We start from the raw sequence: 16,335 nt of genomic DNA on the forward strand, positions 1-16,335 counted from the left end.
TTACGGAGCTGTTGCCGGGAGGTGTCTTGACGACATCGGATGTGAGCGTTAACACTGAGGTCCGTCATCGGCCGGAGGTGGAGATGAGCGGTGTGGCAGCGGGCGACAAGTACGTCGTCGGCGTCGACTACGGCACCCTGTCGGGGCGGGCCCTGGTGGTCCGGGTCCGCGACGGTGCCGAGCTGGGGACCGCGGTGCACGAGTACCGCAACGCGGTGATCAGCGCAGCGCTGCCGGATGGGGGTACGCCGCTGCCGCCGGACTGGGCGTTGCAGGACCCGGAGGACTACCGCGACGTGCTCCGCCACGCCGTCCCGGCGGCGGTGGCCGCCGCCGGGATCGACCCGGGCGACGTCGTCGGCATCGGCACCGACTTCACCGCCTGCACCGTGCTGCCGACGCTGGCCGACGGTACGCCGTTGTGCGAGGTGCCGGAGCTGCGGCAGCGTCCGCACTCCTGGGTGAAGCTCTGGAAGCACCACGCCGCCCAGCCGCACGCCGACCGGATCAACGCGTTGGCCCACGAACGTGGCGAGCCCTGGATCGGTCGCTACGGCGGCAAGATCTCCGCCGAGTGGCAGTTCGCCAAGGGCCTGCAGATCCTGGAGGAGGATCCGGAGGTCTACCACCGGGCCGAGCGGTTCATCGAGGCGGCGGACTGGATCATCTGGCAGTTGTGCGGTGTCGAGACCCGCAACGTCTGCACCGCCGGCTACAAGGGGATCCACCAGGACGGCAGCTACCCGTCGGCGGACTACCTCACCGCGCTCAACCCCGGTTTCGACGACTTCGTGGCCAAACTGGACGGCCCGCTGATGCCGCTTGCCGCCCGGGCCGGTGGACTCACCGCCCGTGCCGCGGCTTGGACGGGGTTGCCGGAGGGGATCGCCGTCGCGGTCGGCAACGTCGACGCGCACGTGACCGCGGCCGCCGCCCAGGCGCTCGATCCGGGCCGGCTGGTGGCGATCATGGGTACCTCAACCTGCCACGTGGTAAACGGCACCGATCTCGCCGAGGTGGCCGGCATGTGCGGGGTGGTCGACGGTGGCATCAGCTCCGGTGCGTGGGGCTACGAGGCCGGGCAGAGCGGTGTCGGCGACATCTTCGGCTGGTTCGTCAAGCATGCCGCCCCGGCCGGCGTGGACTCGCACGAGCGACTCACCGAGCTGGCCGCCGCGCAGCCCGTGGGCGCGCACGGCCTGGTCGCGCTGGACTGGTGGAACGGCAACCGGTCGCTGCTGGTCAACCACGACCTCAGCGGCCTGATCGTCGGACTGACCCTGGCCACCCGTCCGGAGGACGTCTACCGGGCCCTGCTGGAGGCGACGGCGTACGGCACCAGGATGATCATCGAGGCGTTCGTCGAGGCCGGTGTGCCGGTCGAGGACCTGGTGATCGCCGGTGGCCTCACCTCGAACGAGCTGCTGATGCAGATCTACGCCGACGTCACCAACCGGCCGTTGGGCATCATCGGTTCCGCGCAGGGGCCGGCGCTCGGCTCGGCGATCCACGCCGCCGTGGCCGCCGGTGCCCACCCCTCGATCCATCACGCGTCCCAGGCGATGGGGCGGATCTCGGCGGCGGTCTACCAGCCGGACCCGGACCGGGTACGCGCCTACGACGCCCTCTACGCCGAGTACCGGGCGCTGCACGACCACTTCGGTCGCGGGGCCAACGACGTGATGCTGCGCCTGCGGGCGATCCGCAACGCGGCCGTGGACTCGGCGACGTCGCCGCAGGAGGTCTTCGCGTGAACGTCGAAGTGAGCCGACAGATCAGCGAGTTGCGCGAGAGCGTGGCCCGGCTGCACGGCGAGCTGACCCGGTACGGTCTGGTCGCCTGGACGGCCGGCAACGTCTCCGCCCGGGTACCCGGCCACGAGCTGATGGTGATCAAGCCGAGCGGCGTCGACTACGACGACCTGTCGGCCGACAACATGGTGCTCTGCGACCTCGACGGCGTGCCCGTCGAGGGGGAACTCTCGCCGTCGAGCGACACCGCGGCGCACGCCTATGTCTACCGCGCCATTCCCGAGGTGGGCGGTGTCGTGCACACCCACAGCACGTACGCCACCGCCTGGGCGGCGCGGGGTGAGTCGATCCCGTGCCACCTGACCGCGCAGGCCGACGAGTTCGGCGGGGAGATCCCCGTGGGTCCGTTCGCCCTGATCGGCGGCGACGACATCGGCAAGGGGATCGTCAGCACCCTCACCGGGCACCGTTCGCCCGCGGTGCTGATGCGCAACCACGGCGTCTTCACCATCGGGCGCAACGCCCGGGCCGCGGTCAAGGCCGCGGTGATGTGTGAGGACGTCGCCCGAACCGCGCACCTGGCGCGCGCGCTCGGGCAACCGGTGCCGATGGCGCAGGCCGACATCGACGCCCTCTACGACCGCTACCAGAACGTCTACGGCCAACGTTCTTCGCCTCCGGCGAACTCCTGACCGCCCGATGATCCGGGTTGCCTGGCACCACCTGACGCACAGATTCCGCACCACCAGCGCTGGCTGCTCGTGCACCTCTGCGGCCCGCGTGGTCAACCGCACCCCACCCGAGGAGATCCGATGAGGAACATGCGAATGCCCATGGCGCGTCGGCGCGCCATCGCGGTCGTCGCCGCCGTGCTGCTCGCCGGCGGCGTGGCAGCCTGCGGCAACAGCGACACCGGCGGCGGCGACGGCGACGACGGCAAGCTCGTCCTGGGCTTCTCCCAGGTCGGCGCGGAGAGCGGCTGGCGTACGGCCAACACCAACTCCATCAAGGAGGCGGCGGCCGAAGCCGGCATCGAGCTGAAGTTCGACGACGCGCAGCAGAAGCAGGAAAACCAGATCAAGGCCATCCGCAACTACATCCAGCAGAAGGTCGACGTGATCGCCTTCTCGCCGGTGGTGGAGTCGGGCTGGGACACGGTGCTCAAGGAGGCCAAGGACGCCGGCATCCCGGTCATCCTGACCGACCGGGCGGTGGACTCCGCCGACAAGTCGCTCTACAAGACCTTCCTCGGCTCGGACTTCGTCAAGGAGGGCCGGCTCTCCGGTGAGTGGCTGGTGGAGAACAAGAAGGACGCGACCGGCGACGTGAACATCGTCGAGTTGCAGGGCACCACCGGCTCGGCCCCGGCCAACGACCGGAAGAAGGGCTTCGCCGAGGCGATCGCGGCCGACCCCAAGCTGAAGGTCATCGCTTCCCAGTCCGGCGACTTCACCCGTGCGGGCGGCAAGCAGGTGATGGAGCAGTTCCTGAAGGCTCACCCGAAGATCGACGTGCTCTTCGCGCACAACGACGACATGGGTCTGGGCGCGCTGGAGGCGATCACCGCAGCGGGCAAGGAGCCCGGCAAGGACATCACCATCATCACCATCGACGCGGTCAAGGACGGTATGCAGGCCCTGGCCGACGGCAAGTTCAACTTCATCGCGGAGTGCAGCCCGCTGCTCGGCCCACAGCTGATGGACCTCGCGAAGAAGGTGGACGCCGGCGAGGAGGTGCCGCCGCGGATCGAGACCGAGGAGACCACCTTCACCCAGGAGCAGGCCAAGGAGGCCCTGCCCAACCGCAAGTACTGATGACGCAGAGGGCCGCCGCACCGACGTGGCGGCCCCGCCGCGTCGCCCATTCCGACGGACTGGGCGTCCGGCCCGACGTCCCACGCCACGCCGCCCGGCCGGCCCGCTGGCCGGGCGGCGTGCCGGGACCACTGGCCCTTCCGCGCCGATAGAATTTAGAAGAGGATCGATGGGATGACGGATAGTCGTCCGGTCCTGACGATGACCGGGATCAGCAAGTCCTTTCCCGGGGTGCGCGCACTCCACAATGTCGACTTCCGGCTCCTTCCTGGCGAGGTGCACGCCCTGATGGGCGAGAACGGCGCCGGCAAGTCGACCCTGATCAAGGTGTTGACAGGCGTCTACGGCATCGACGAGGGCAGCGTCACCCTCGACGGCGAGCAGGTGGCCTTCAACGGACCGATGCAGGCCGCCGCGGCCGGGGTCAGCACGGTCTACCAGGAGGTCAACCTCTGTCCGAACCTGTCCGTGGCGGAGAACATCTTCATCGGCCGGGAGCCGCGCCGCTTCGGCGCCGTGCGCTGGGGCGAGGTGCGGCGGCGCGCCCGACAGCTGCTTGCCCGCCTGGACCTCGACATCGATGTCACCGCGCCGGTGGCGAGTTACTCGCTGGCCGTGCAGCAGATGGTCGCGATCGCCCGAGCGATCGACGTACAGGCCCGGGTGCTGATCCTCGACGAGCCGACCTCCAGTCTGGACGCAGGCGAGGTCGCGCAACTGTTCCGGATCATGCGGCAGTTGCGTGACGAGGGCATCGCCATCCTCTTCGTGACCCACTTCCTCGACCAGGTCTACGGCATCGCCGACCGGATCACCGTGTTGCGTAACGGCACGCTGGTGGGGGAGTACCCGATCGACGAGCTGCCGCAGCTGGCGCTGGTGGAGAAGATGATCGGCAAGGAGCTCGATGTCCTCGAACGGATCGACGAGCAGCCCCGGCCGGCGACGTCGGCGATCGAGAGCGGCGCTCCGTTCGTTGAGGTGTCGCAGCTCGGCCGCAGGGGCGCGGTCGCCCCGTTCAGCCTGACCATCCATGCCGGTGAGGTGGTCGGCCTGGCCGGGCTGCTCGGCTCCGGTCGTACCGAGGTGGCGCGGCTGTTGTTCGGTGCGGATCGGGCCGACCGTGGCGAGGTTCAGGTGAACGGCGCCCGGACGGGCCTGCGTAACCCGGTGCAGGCGATCGAGCAGGGCATCGGCTTCTGTTCGGAGAACCGTCGAGCGGAGGGGATCATCGGCGATCTGTCGGTCCGGGAGAACATGATCCTGGCCATGCAGGCCGCCCGGGGCTGGCTGCGCCCGATCCCACGTCGCCGTCAGGACGAACTGGTCGACCGGTACATCAAGGCGTTGAGCATCCGTCCGGCCAACCCGGACATGCCGGTGCGCAACCTCTCCGGCGGCAACCAGCAGAAGGTGCTGCTGGCCCGCTGGCTGATCACAGAGCCGCGACTGCTCATCCTCGACGAGCCGACCCGGGGCATCGACATCGGCGCGAAGGCCGAGATCCAGAGGCTGGTGGTGCAGCTCTCCGACGGGGGCATGGCGGTGCTGTTCATCTCCGCCGAGCTGGAGGAGGTACTGCGCCTGAGCCACAAGATCGCGGTGATGCGCGACCGGGAGCTGGTCGCCCAGTTGGACAACGACGACACGGTGGACGCCGACCGCGTCATGCAGACCATCGCCAGCGGAACCGAGCGTGAGGAGGCGAGCCGATGAGCGACGCCGGGAACCGCTTCCGTACGATGCTCGGCCACCGGCTGTTCTGGCCGGTCGCTGTGCTCGTGGTCATGTTGGCGGCCAACACCATCTACCGTCCGGGGTTCCTGGCCATCGAGGTCAACAACGGGCACCTGTACGGCACCCCGATCGACATCCTGCGGTTGAGCGCTCCGCTGATCCTGGTCGCGCTGGGGATGACCCTTGTCATCTCCACCGGCGGCATCGACCTGTCGGTCGGCTCGACCTGCGCGATCAGTGGCGCCATCGCCTGTCTCTACATCAGCCGGGCGCCCGACCAGGACAATCTGGTCACCGTGCTGACCGCGCTCGCGATGGCACTCGGGGTCGCGCTGGTGCTCGGTGCCTGGAACGGGGTCCTGGTCTCCGTCATCGGCATCCAACCGATCATCGCCACCCTGATCCTGATGGTGGCCGGCCGGGGTCTCGCACAGCTGATCGCCGAGGGCCAGATCATCACCATCAACTCCGGTCCGTACCGGGCGATCGGGCTGGGGCACCTGTTGACCCTGCCTCTGGCGATCTTCATCGCGTTGGCCGCGGCCCTGCTCGTCGCGGCGTTCACCCGCCGTACCGCGCTCGGCATGATCGTCGAGTCGGTGGGTGGCAACCGGGAGGCCAGCCGACTGGCGGGCATCCGGTCCGGTCGGGTGGTCTTCCTCGTCTACGTGGTGAGCGCCGTCTGCGCCGCGATCGCCGGGTTCATGATGACCGCCAACGTCTCAAGCGCCGACGGCAACAACACCGGCCTGTGGGTGGAGTTGGACGCGATCCTCGCGGTCGTGATCGGCGGTACCTCGCTCGCCGGTGGCCGGTTCTACCTCGGCGGCACCATCCTCGGCGCCCTGATCATCCAGACCCTCACCACCACGGTGTACGCCATGAACATCTCACCCCAGACGGCACTGCTGTTCAAGGCGGTCGTCGTCATTGCCGTCTGCCTCATCCAGGCGCCGGCCTTCCGGGCGAAGTTCCGCCGTCGACGGCCCGGGACACCGCCGCCGCCCCAGTCGTCTCCGCAGCGGCAGAAGGAGCAGGTGCCGGCATGAGTGAGCGTCAGCGAGCGAATCGTCAGTTCAGGGTGTTGGTGCCTCATGGCGGCACGGAGCGGAGCGGAGTGCCGGCATGAGTAGTCTCTCGATCTCCACCGGCCCGGGTTGGGCCAAGCTGCCTCGGCGGCACATGCCGGTGCTGGCGACGTTGGCGCTGCTGCTGGTGATGTACGGCATCGGTGTGTCCCAGTACCGGGCCTTCTCGAACATCCAGGTGGTCTTCAACGTCTTCATCGATAACGGTTTCCTGCTCGTCATCGCGGTCGGGATGACCTTCGTGATCCTCACCGGCGGTATCGACCTGTCGGTCGGCTCGGTGGCGGCGATGACCGCGATGGTCTCGGCCTGGTTGCTGCAATCCGGCCTGCCCGCGTTGCTGGTGCTGGTGATCGCTCTGCTGATCGGGCCGACGCTCGGGTTCCTGATGGGCTGCGCGATCCATTTCTTCGACATCCAGCCCTTCATCGTCACCCTGGCCGGGATGTTCTTCGCCCGTGGCATGTGCACGTTCATCAGCAACGCGTCGATTCCGATCACCGACGGGTTCTGGACCACGATGTCGCAGCACCGGATCGGCGATCCCCGGGGCAACTTCGTCTCGATCAGCGTGCTTGTCGCGTTCGCGGTGGTCCTGATCGCCGCGTACGTGCTGGCGTACACGCGACTGGGACGCAACGTCTACGCGATCGGCGGCAACCCGCAGTCGGCGCTGTTGATGGGGCTGCCGGTGGGCCGGACCCGGATCGCGGTCTACACCATCAGTGGCCTGTGCGCGGCGATCGGCGGGATCCTGCTGTCCTTCTACACGCTGTCCGGTGCCCCGTTGATCGCCATCGGGATGGAACTCGACGTGATCGCGGCCGTGGTCATCGGTGGCACGGTGCTCACCGGTGGCTCGGGGTACATCTTCGGCACGGTGCTCGGTGTGCTGGTACTCGGCGTGATCCAGACCTTGATCACCTTCGACGGCAGCCTCAACTCCTGGTGGACCAAGATCGTGATCGGAGGCCTGCTCTTCGCGTTCATCCTGCTCCAGCGCCTCATCGGCATCCGCTACAAGTGACCGCCCCTCTCGCGGAAGGCAACTCCCATGGCAACACACCCTGAACCCGAGGTCTGGTTCCTCACCGGAAGCCAGGCAATGTACGGCGAGGACACGCTCCGGCAGGTGGCCGACCAGTCCCGTCAGATCGCCGCTCTGCTCGACGAATCGCCGCACATTCCCGCCCGGGTGGTCTGGAAGCCGGTCCTGACCACCAGCGCCGACATCCTGCGGACCTGCCGGGATGCCGCGTCGCAGGGGGCGGTCGGGGTGATCGCCTGGATGCACACCTTCTCGCCAGCGAAGATGTGGATCTCGGGCCTGGACGCGTTGCAGACGCCGCTGCTGCATCTGCACACCCAGGCCAACGTCCTGCTGCCGTGGGACGAGATCGACATGGATTTCATGAACCTCAACCAGGCCGCGCACGGCGACCGGGAGTTCGGGTACATCCAGACCCGGCTCGGGGTGGCCCGCAAGACGGTCGCCGGGCACGTCTCCGATCCCCGCGTGGTCTCCCGGGTCGGTGCCTGGACCCGGGCGGCGATCGGCTGGTCGGCCATGCGTTCGCTGCGGCTGGCGCGATTCGGCGACAACATGCGCGACGTGGCCGTCACCGAGGGGGACAAGGTCGAGGCGGAGCTGCGCTTCGGCGTCTCGGTGAACACCTACGGGGTCAACGACCTGGTGCGGGTGGTCGACGAGGTGGCCGAGGCGCAGATCGACGACCTGGTCAAGGAGTACGACGACACCTTCCGGGTCGCCGCCGAGCTACGGCCCGGCGGTGAGCGGCACGATTCGCTGCGGTATGCCGCCCGGCTCGAACTGGGGCTGCGTACCTTCCTGGACGCCGGTGGCTTCCGCGCCTTCACCACCAACTTCGAGGACCTGGGCGGGCTGCGTCAACTGCCCGGCATCGCGGTGCAGCGACTCATGGCCGACGGCTACGGCTTCGGTGGTGAGGGGGACTGGAAAACCTCGGTGCTGGTGCACACCCTCAAGGCGATGGCCGTCGGCACCGAGGGTGGCACCTCGTTCATGGAGGACTACACCTACGACCTCACCCCGGGCGAGGAACTGGTGCTCGGTGCCCACATGCTCGAGGTGTGTCCCTCGATCGCCGGGGACGTACCGAACGTGGAGATCCATCCGCTGAGCATCGGCGGTCGCGAGGACCCGGTCCGGCTGGTCTTCGACGCCGCGCCGGGGCCGGCGGTGGTGCTCGGCCTGGCGGACATGGGCGAGCGTTTCCGGCTGGTGGCCAACGAGGTCGACGTGGTCTCCCCACCGCAACCACTGCGTCGGTTGCCGGTCGCCCGGGCGGTATGGCGGCCGCAACCGCACCTGCCCGGCTCCGCCGAAGCGTGGATCACCGCGGGTGCCCCCCACCACACCGTGCTGTCCCAGGCGCTGGGCGTGGAGGAGTTGCACGACCTCGCCGAGATGAGCCGTACCGAACTCGTCGTCATCGACGCCGACACCGATCCCCGGCGGTTCGCCGACGAGCTGCGCTGGAACCAGGCGTACTACCGGCTCGCGCGGGGGTTCTGACCGCCATCCGGTGCTGGCGTTGCCGACGGCCGGAGGGGCCGCGTACGCCATGCCAGCGACTGCCCGCGCCTGCGCGTGGCAGGGTCCCCGGCCGGTGCGCCACCCCGTCGGCCGGGGACCGCGAGCAGGTTGCTGCGAGCCGTACGGCGTCGTCGATGTTACGTCTTGACGAAGGCCGTGTTATCGCTCACAGTCATAACGAAGACGGACGATATCTGTGGGCGTCCGGGACGCGCCACATCGCTCCGAAGCTGGTGGTCACCTGACTTCTCCCTGGGCAGAGCGGCCATGTTAGCGATCACACTCTGCACCGGATTGGCGACGGCGTGGGCCGCAGAGGGACCGTCCTGTTCGTTCTGCTCACATCCCGAAGGAGAATCATGATTGCCAATGGTGAGGTCCCACGGACCGCGCCGGGCCGGCGCGGCTGGCTGTCGCGCGCGGCGGCCATCCTGGCGGCGATGGTGGTGGGCGGCTCGCTCGCCGCGGTGGCGCCATCGCCCGCGGCCGCGGCCACGGTGGACACCAACGCCTGGTACGTGCTGGTCAATCGAAACAGCGGTAAGGCGCTCGACGTCTACAACATGGCCACCAACGACGGAGCGCGGATCACCCAGTGGGCGCGCAACGACGGCGCGTGGCAGCAGTGGCAGTTCGTCGACTCCGGCGGCGGCTACTACCGGCTGCGCTCGCGGCACTCCGGCAAGGTGCTCGACGTCTACAACTTCTCCACGGCCAACGGTGCGTCGATCGTGCAGTGGAGCGACCACAACGGAACCAACCAGCAGTTCCGGCTGGCCGACTCGGCGGGTGGTCACGTCCGGCTGATCAACCGCAACTCCAACAAGGTGATGGAAGTGCAGAACGCCTCGACCGCCGACGGCGGCAACATCGTGCAGTACGACGACTGGGGCGGCGCCAACCAGCAGTGGCAACTGGTCCAGGTCGGCAACGGCGGCACCCCCACCGACCCGCCCCCCGGCGGCAGCTTCACCAACCCGGTCGTCTGGCAGGACTTCGCCGACGTCGAGGTCATCCGGGTCGGCGAGGTGTACTACATGACCGCCTCCACCATGCACTACTCGCCCGGCGCCCCGATCCTGCGCTCGTACGACCTGGTGAACTGGGAGTTCGCCGGGCACTCCGTACCCCGTCTGGACTTCGGCACCAAGTACGACCTGCCCGCCGGACAACAGGCGTACGTGGAGGGCATCTGGGCCTCCACGCTGAACTACCGGCCGAGCAACCAGACCTACTACTGGGCCGGATGCATCAACTTCGCCCAGACCCACATCTACACCGCGACGGCCGTCGACGGTACCTGGAGCCGGCACGCGACCCTGCCGCAGTGCTACTACGACGCCGGGATGCTGATCGACGACAACGACACCATGTACGTCGCGTACGGCAACGGCACCATCAGCGTGGCTCAGCTCTCCGCCGACGGGCGCAGCCAGGTCCGGGCCCAGCAGGTGTACCAGACCCCGTCGAGCATCGGCACCCTGGAGGGGGCGCGCTTCTACAAGCGCAACGGCGCGTACTACATCTGGCTGACCCGCCCGGCCAACGGCCAGTACGTGCTCAAGTCCACGAACGGTCCCTTCGGCCCGTACGAGCAGCGCCAGGTGCTGCTCGACATGCGGGGTCCGATCTCCGGCGGCGGGGTGCCCCACCAGGGCGGGCTGGTGCAGCTGCCGAATGGTTCCTGGTACTACATGGCCTTCACCGACGCGTACCCCGGTGGCCGGATGCCGACTCTCGCGCCGATCACCTGGACCGCTGACGGTTGGCCGCAGGTGCAGACGGTCAACGGCGCCTGGGGGGTCAACTACCCGAACCCGCTGCCCCTGCGCCCGGTCAAGCCGCTCACCGGCGTCGACACGTTCGCCGGCACCACCCTCGGCCCGCGGTACGAGTGGAACCACAACCCCGACAACAGCCGGTGGTCGGTGAACAACGGGCTGCGGTTGCAGACCGCGACCGTGACCAACGACCTCTACCGGGCACGGAACACGATCACCCACCGCATCCAGGGACCGACCTCGACCGGAACGGTCGAGATCGACTACTCGACGATGCGTGACGGTGATCGCACCGGCCTGGCCATGCTGCGCGACGTCTCCGCGTGGATCGGCGTACGGCGGGACAACGGCGCCACCCGGGTGGTCATGACCAACGGGCTGAACATGAACAGCGACTGGGACACCAGCAGCACCGGCAGCGAGATCGCCAGCGCCGCGGTCTCCGGTGGGCGGATCTGGCTGCGGGCAAACGCCGACATCCGGCCCGGTTCCGGTCGGCAGGCGCGTTTCTCCTACAGCACCGACGGGGTCACCTTCGTCCCGCTGGGCACCGCCCTGACGCTCAACAACAGCTGGAGGTTCTTCATGGGTTACCGGTTCGCCATCTTCAACTACGCCACCCAGGCGTTGGGCGGATCGGTGACGGTGCGCCGTTTCGAGTTGGCCACGCCATGAGATGACGGTTGACCGGTCCGGCACCGTACCGATGCCGGACCGTTCGACACCCACAGAGACCGGGCCTGTCGCCCACCCGCCGAGCGGGCGGCAGGCCCCTCCTCCGGTCCGGCGATTGCCGCCGCCGGCAGCCGGGGGACATGCGGGTGCCGGGTGGGAGACATCCCCACCCGGCGCCCGTTCGGCCCGCAGCTACCTGCAGCTCAGGCGGCGCGGGACCGCTGCATGCTGGACGCGGAGCCGCACGTGCGCTGCTCCAGGGCGGCACCGGGAGCGGTGGATCCGCCGGTCACGTTCAGACACTTGTTGCTGTTGAGGTTGACCAGCTGGTGGTAGCCGTCAGCGGTCGATCGCCAGCTGACGACCTGGTTCAGGCCGTCGTGGCAGGTGCACCGGATGATCTGCGCCCCGTCGGCCGTGGAGACGTCGCGCACGTCGACGCATTTGCCGCTGTGCGGCGTACGCGGACGGCCCGGCGGCCACCGGGGCGGCTGCTGGCGCTAGACTGTGCGTGATCTAGCGCTCTCCACCCGGGACGGCACGGGCCGGCGTGGGCACCGCGCGAGGGGATCTTTGTACCTGAGCCGTTCCAGTCATCGCCGACGGGCTGCGGCGAGCGACTGGATTGCGGGGAGTGTGAGATGGCCGTACGCGATCCTGCGATGACGGACGTGGCCCGCCTCGCCGGTGTTTCCCATCAAACGGTCTCGCGGGTGCTCAACGGGCACCCGAACGTACGCGAACAGACCCGACTGCGCGTCCAGGCGGCCATCGCCGAACTCGGCTACCGACCGAACCGGGCGGCTCGCGCGCTGGTCACCGGCCGGTCGCAGGTGATCGGGGTGGTCGCGCAGAACACCACCCTCTACGGTCCGGCCTCGCTGTTGGCCGCGCTGGAGCAAGCGGCCGCCGAGTCCGGTTTCGCAGTGAGTGTCGGTAGCGTGCGTGACCTCGATCATCGATCCATTTCGGCGGTGGTGGAGCGGCACCTGGCCCACCGGGTCGCCGGCATCGTGGTGATCGCGCCGGTGGAGTCGGCCGGCGAGGCGCTGGAGCGCCTGCCCAAGGACGTGCCGCTGGTGACCGTGGACGGGGATCCGCACCGGCCGATGCCGCTGGTGACGGTGGACCAGGCGGCCGGTGCCCGGGCCGCCACCCAGCACCTGCTCGACGCCGGCCATCGTACGGTCTGGCACGTTTCCGGTCCGTCGGACTGGTTCGACAGTGCCGGCCGGATCGAGGGCTGGCGGGCGGCGCTGACCTCGGCCGGCGCGGAGATCCCGCCGCTGGTACCGGCGGACTGGTCTGCGGCGGCCGGCTACCGGTGCGGGCAGATGCTGGCCCGGATGCCCGACGTCACCGCGGTCTTCACCGCCAACGACCACCTGGCCCTCGGGGTGCTGCGTGCCCTGCACGAGCACGGCCGCCGGGTGCCGGACGACATCAGCGTTGTCGGCTTCGACGACGTACCGGAGGCCGCCTACTTCATTCCGCCGCTGACCACCGTGCGACCGGATTTCGGCGCGGTGGCCCGGGCGAGCCTGGAGATGCTGCTCACCCAGATCGAGTCGGTCAGCGGTGGTGCCCTGCGCCGGACCATCGCCCCGACCCTGGTGGCCCGCCGCAGCGTCGCCCCACCCCCCGCCCCCCGCCCCTGACCCACCCCGAACCCCTCGGGGGGTGATCAAGAAGTTTGGTGCCTCCGGTTCTGGATTTCATCGACGTGCCCTTCCGCGCGGACAGACAGCGCGCGGCGTCTCGCGGATGCCGACCCGGACAAGCCGCCAGGCGGGTCGGCGCGATGGCTGCCTCGGCCCGGTGGTCGGTGACCTGGAACAGGAGCGTGCCCGTGGCTCCCTGCCCCTAGCATGTTATCGATAACATGCTCAAGCTATGGCGGTGGATGCGATAACGGGCGAGGCCGCCGGGCACGACCCCGCGGTAGGTCGTGCCCGGCGGCCTCGGTGACAGCGGTCAGGCTCAGATGAAGCGCCAACGGTGGTCGCCCGCGCCGCTGTCGTCCCAAATCACGATCTGGGCACCCTGGCTGGACGAGGCGCCGGTGACGCCGAGGACCCGCCCGCTGTTGGCGGACTGGATCCGGAAGTAGCCGTTCGCGGCGTACCGCAGCCGCCATCGGTTGCTGGCCGCACCGTTGTCGGCCCACTGCACCACGCGGGCGCCGTTGCTGCTGCTGCCATTCTCCACGCCGAGCACCTTGCCGCTGTGGGAGTTGCGCAGCCGCAGGTAGCCGCCGCTGTCCACGATCGCGGTCCAGAGGTGGTCGGCGGTGCCGGTGTCGCCCCACTGGATCACCAGGCCACCGTCGGCGGTGGACATGTCCTGCACGCCCAACACGAGACCGGTGGCCAGGTTCTGGATCCGGCGAGCGCCGTTGGGCACGAACCGCCACTGGTTGTCCGGCGTGCCGTTGTCCGGATCCTGGACGACCCGGGCGCCCTGCGCGGTGGAACCGTTGAGGGTGGCGAGCAGCTTGCCGGTGTGCCCGTTACGAATCTTGTGTGACCCGTCGCCGACGTCCACGATCGTCCACCGGTGATCGGCCGTGCCGGTGTCGGACCATTGCAGGACCTGTGCGTTGTCGGCGCTCGACATGTTCTGCACGCCGAGCACCTTGGCGCTGTTGGCGTTGCGGAACTTGACCGCGTTGCCGTCGACGACCAGCTGCCAGTCGTGGTCGGCGGTGCCGTTGTCGTCCCACTGCAACGCGGGCGCCCCGTCGACGGTGGACATGTTCTCGATGCCGAGCACCAGGCCGCTCGCGGCGTTGGCCAGTCGGAACGTCGCCGTCCCGGTGTCCGGGGACTGGCCGCTGGCGTTCCAGTAGACGGTGTAGTTGTGCCCGTGCGCGTCGTAGAACGGGATCAGGTTGACCGTGGCGCCGTTGGCGGTGGCGGTGAAGGCCAGTGCCGAGGTGCTGGTCCGGTTGACCGAGGTGGTGGCCAGGGCGGGCAGAGCGGAGAGCGCGGTGTTGCCGTAGTTGCCGGAGAGCACCGCCGGCCCGTAGGTCAGTGCCACCACGTTCGGATCGTCGTTGGCCGGCTGCACGATCACGCGCATCGGTAGCCGTACCGTCACCGTGTCGCCGGAGGTCCAGGATCGGGTGAGGGTGGCGTACGTGCCCGGGGTGGTGGTGATGTTCTGTGCTGCGCCGTTGACGCTGATCGTCGCGCCCTGCGTCCAGGCCGGGATGCGGATCCGCATCGTCCACGACCCGCTGACGTCGCCGGTCACGGTGAGGGTCGTGGTGTCGCTGACCGGGTAGGTGGTGCTCTGGGCGACCGTGATGCCGCGCTGCGACCAGGTCAGCACCGAGGGCATGAACAGGTTCACCGTGAGCGTGGTGTCGTTGTGGAAGTAGATCGAGTTCATCAGGGTGGTGTTCGTTTCCAGCTGCGAGCCCTGGCAGCACCAGAAGGAGTTGTAGTCGGTGCTCCAGGTGCCGCCGCCCCACGCCGGTCCGACGCCTCGCCGCCCGCCGGGGTTCAACGGGGTGAAGTACGTGATGTGGCCGTGGTTGTCGGCCGGGTTCTGCGCCCCGATCAGATGGTTGAGCAGTGCCCGCTCGTAGAAGTCGAAGTACGCGACCCGGTTCGGGTCCAGCAGCCACAGCTCCCGGGTCAGCTTGAGCATGTTGTACGTGTTGCACGCCTCGCAGGTGTCGTTGCGCAGGTAGCCGGCGATGGCATTGGGCGCCCGGAAGTGTTCGGCCTGGCTGTTGCCGCCGATGACGTAGGTGTGCGCGTTGACCGTCATGTTCCACGCGTTGCTGGCGATATCCCGGTACCGGGTGGTGCCGGTGGCCTTGAACTCGCGGGCCGCGCCGATCCACTTCGGTACCTGGGTGTTGGCGTGCAGCCCGTTGAGCTGGTCGGAGTTGGCCGCGAGCGGGTTGAACACGGCGTTGTGGTCGAACCGCTGGGCGGTGGTCAGCCAACGGGCGTCGCCGGTCTGCTGGTACAGGTCGGTCAGCACGGCGTTCATCCCGCCGAACTCGGTGCCCAGCATGGCCTGCATCTGCGCCGAACTCAGTCGGCTGGTGCGCCAGTCCACCCAGCCGGCGAACGCCAGCAGGACGTCGCGGGCCTGGTTGTTGCCGATGTGCCGCCACACGTCGAGCAGCCCGGCCAGGGTCTTGTGGATGGCGTAGTACGGCACGTTGCCGTTGTTGAGCGTGCGGTTCTCCACCGCGGTGAAGTCGGACTCGGGGAAGCCGCTGAGGTAGCCGGTGTTGAAGCCTGCGGCACCGTTGTTGGCCTGGCACTTGGCCAACTCGGCCACCATGTGGTTGGCCTTGTCCCGACAGGTGGTGTCGCCGAGCACGGCCCACAGGTACGACCAGGCGCTCAGGAAGTGGCCCTGGGAGTGGGTGCGGAACGGGAAGTTGGGTGCCTCCCAGCCGCCGAGAGCCGCGGCGCCGGCGGTGGACAGCCGGTGGTTGGCGCGGAAGTTGTAGAGCAGCCGGTTGACGTCGACGAAGCGCAGATAGTTGACCGTGCGGTTCTGGTTGTCCAGCCAGCGGCTGGCGGTCAACCGCACCTGGCCCGGCTCGAATGCGTACGCGGCGACGCCGAGGTCGGGTCGCGCCGGGGGTAGCGCCGCACTGGCGGTGCCGTTGGCCAGTGCGGGGCCGACGGCGGCGGCGACGGCGGCCGCGCCGGCGGCCCGGAGCACGTGTCGACGGTTGAGGGACGGGTAGGGCATCACGACCTCCGTGGTGGCATGGGGGAGTGCCGCCCGACCTGTTGGTGGTGGCCGACCGGGGCGGCGAGTAGCGGTGCGATGAGGTCGATGCGCGGCGCGCGGCGCGCAACGACCGGACCCGGCGCGCTTGCTGCGGTGGCGGCTGCGCCAAGCCCATCGATGTTATCGTTAACATACGCGATTCTG

At 68.9% G+C, this 16,335-nt stretch carries 10 protein-coding genes and 1 pseudogene; 9 read left to right on the forward strand and 2 right to left on the reverse strand.

Features of this window, described 5'->3' with window-relative positions; all coding sequences use genetic code 11:
- Positions 1-83: 83 nt before the first annotated feature.
- The 8 genes from araB (at position 84) to O7601_RS20365 (ending at position 11,424) form a co-directional block, all read left to right on the forward strand.
- Entirely contained in the window at positions 84-1,754 is a 1,671-nt protein-coding gene (gene araB / locus O7601_RS20330; protein ID WP_281562680.1) for a ribulokinase, read from the forward strand.
- Entirely contained in the window at positions 1,751-2,443 is a 693-nt protein-coding gene (locus O7601_RS20335; protein WP_281562681.1) for an L-ribulose-5-phosphate 4-epimerase, read from the forward strand. Before araB ends, O7601_RS20335 begins: the two co-directional genes overlap by 4 nt.
- Positions 2,444-2,572: 129 nt before the next feature.
- Entirely contained in the window at positions 2,573-3,565 is a 993-nt protein-coding gene (locus O7601_RS20340; RefSeq protein ID WP_281566983.1) for an ABC transporter substrate-binding protein, read from the forward strand.
- A gap of 174 nt (positions 3,566-3,739) precedes the next feature.
- Positions 3,740-5,281 carry a sugar ABC transporter ATP-binding protein gene (locus O7601_RS20345; RefSeq protein WP_281562682.1) on the forward strand — a complete coding sequence of 514 codons (1,542 nt, stop codon included), beginning with the start codon at positions 3,740-3,742 and terminating at the stop codon, positions 5,279-5,281.
- The gene (locus O7601_RS20350) at positions 5,278-6,351 is read left to right on the forward strand and encodes an ABC transporter permease (protein ID WP_281562683.1); all 1,074 of its coding nucleotides are present in this window, start codon (positions 5,278-5,280) and stop codon (positions 6,349-6,351) included. The genes O7601_RS20345 and O7601_RS20350 overlap by 4 nt, the downstream gene beginning before the upstream one ends.
- Before the next feature lie 76 nt (positions 6,352-6,427).
- Positions 6,428-7,417: a galactofuranose ABC transporter, permease protein YjfF gene (yjfF, locus tag O7601_RS20355; RefSeq protein WP_281562684.1), complete on the forward strand. Its 990-nt coding sequence runs from the start codon at positions 6,428-6,430 to the stop codon at positions 7,415-7,417.
- 27 nt (positions 7,418-7,444) lie between these two features.
- Positions 7,445-8,947, forward strand: coding sequence for an L-arabinose isomerase (gene araA / locus O7601_RS20360; RefSeq protein ID WP_281562685.1), 1,503 nt, complete (start codon positions 7,445-7,447; stop codon positions 8,945-8,947).
- A 380-nt stretch (positions 8,948-9,327) separates the two neighbouring features.
- Positions 9,328-11,424, forward strand: coding sequence for an RICIN domain-containing protein (locus O7601_RS20365; protein WP_281562686.1), 2,097 nt, complete (start codon positions 9,328-9,330; stop codon positions 11,422-11,424).
- Between the two features lie 203 nt (positions 11,425-11,627).
- On the opposite strand, the pseudogene O7601_RS20370 reads toward O7601_RS20365, so the two are convergent.
- Positions 11,628-11,873, reverse strand: a pseudogene (locus O7601_RS20370) (RICIN domain-containing protein); the annotation flags it as partial.
- A 213-nt stretch (positions 11,874-12,086) separates the two neighbouring features.
- Here O7601_RS20370 and O7601_RS20375 point away from each other — a divergent pair.
- A complete protein-coding gene (locus O7601_RS20375; protein ID WP_281566984.1) occupies positions 12,087-13,082 on the forward strand; it encodes a LacI family DNA-binding transcriptional regulator in 996 nt (331 codons plus the stop codon).
- Positions 13,083-13,404: 322 nt separating this feature from the next.
- Here O7601_RS20375 and O7601_RS20380 read toward each other — a convergent pair whose 3' ends face one another.
- Positions 13,405-16,149, reverse strand: coding sequence for a beta-L-arabinofuranosidase domain-containing protein (locus O7601_RS20380; RefSeq protein ID WP_281562687.1), 2,745 nt, complete (start codon positions 16,147-16,149; stop codon positions 13,405-13,407).
- Positions 16,150-16,335: the final 186 nt, after the last annotated feature.

Origin of the sequence: Verrucosispora sp. WMMD573 (assembly GCF_027497175.1) — a bacterium.
Lineage (GTDB): Bacteria > Actinomycetota > Actinomycetes > Mycobacteriales > Micromonosporaceae > Micromonospora.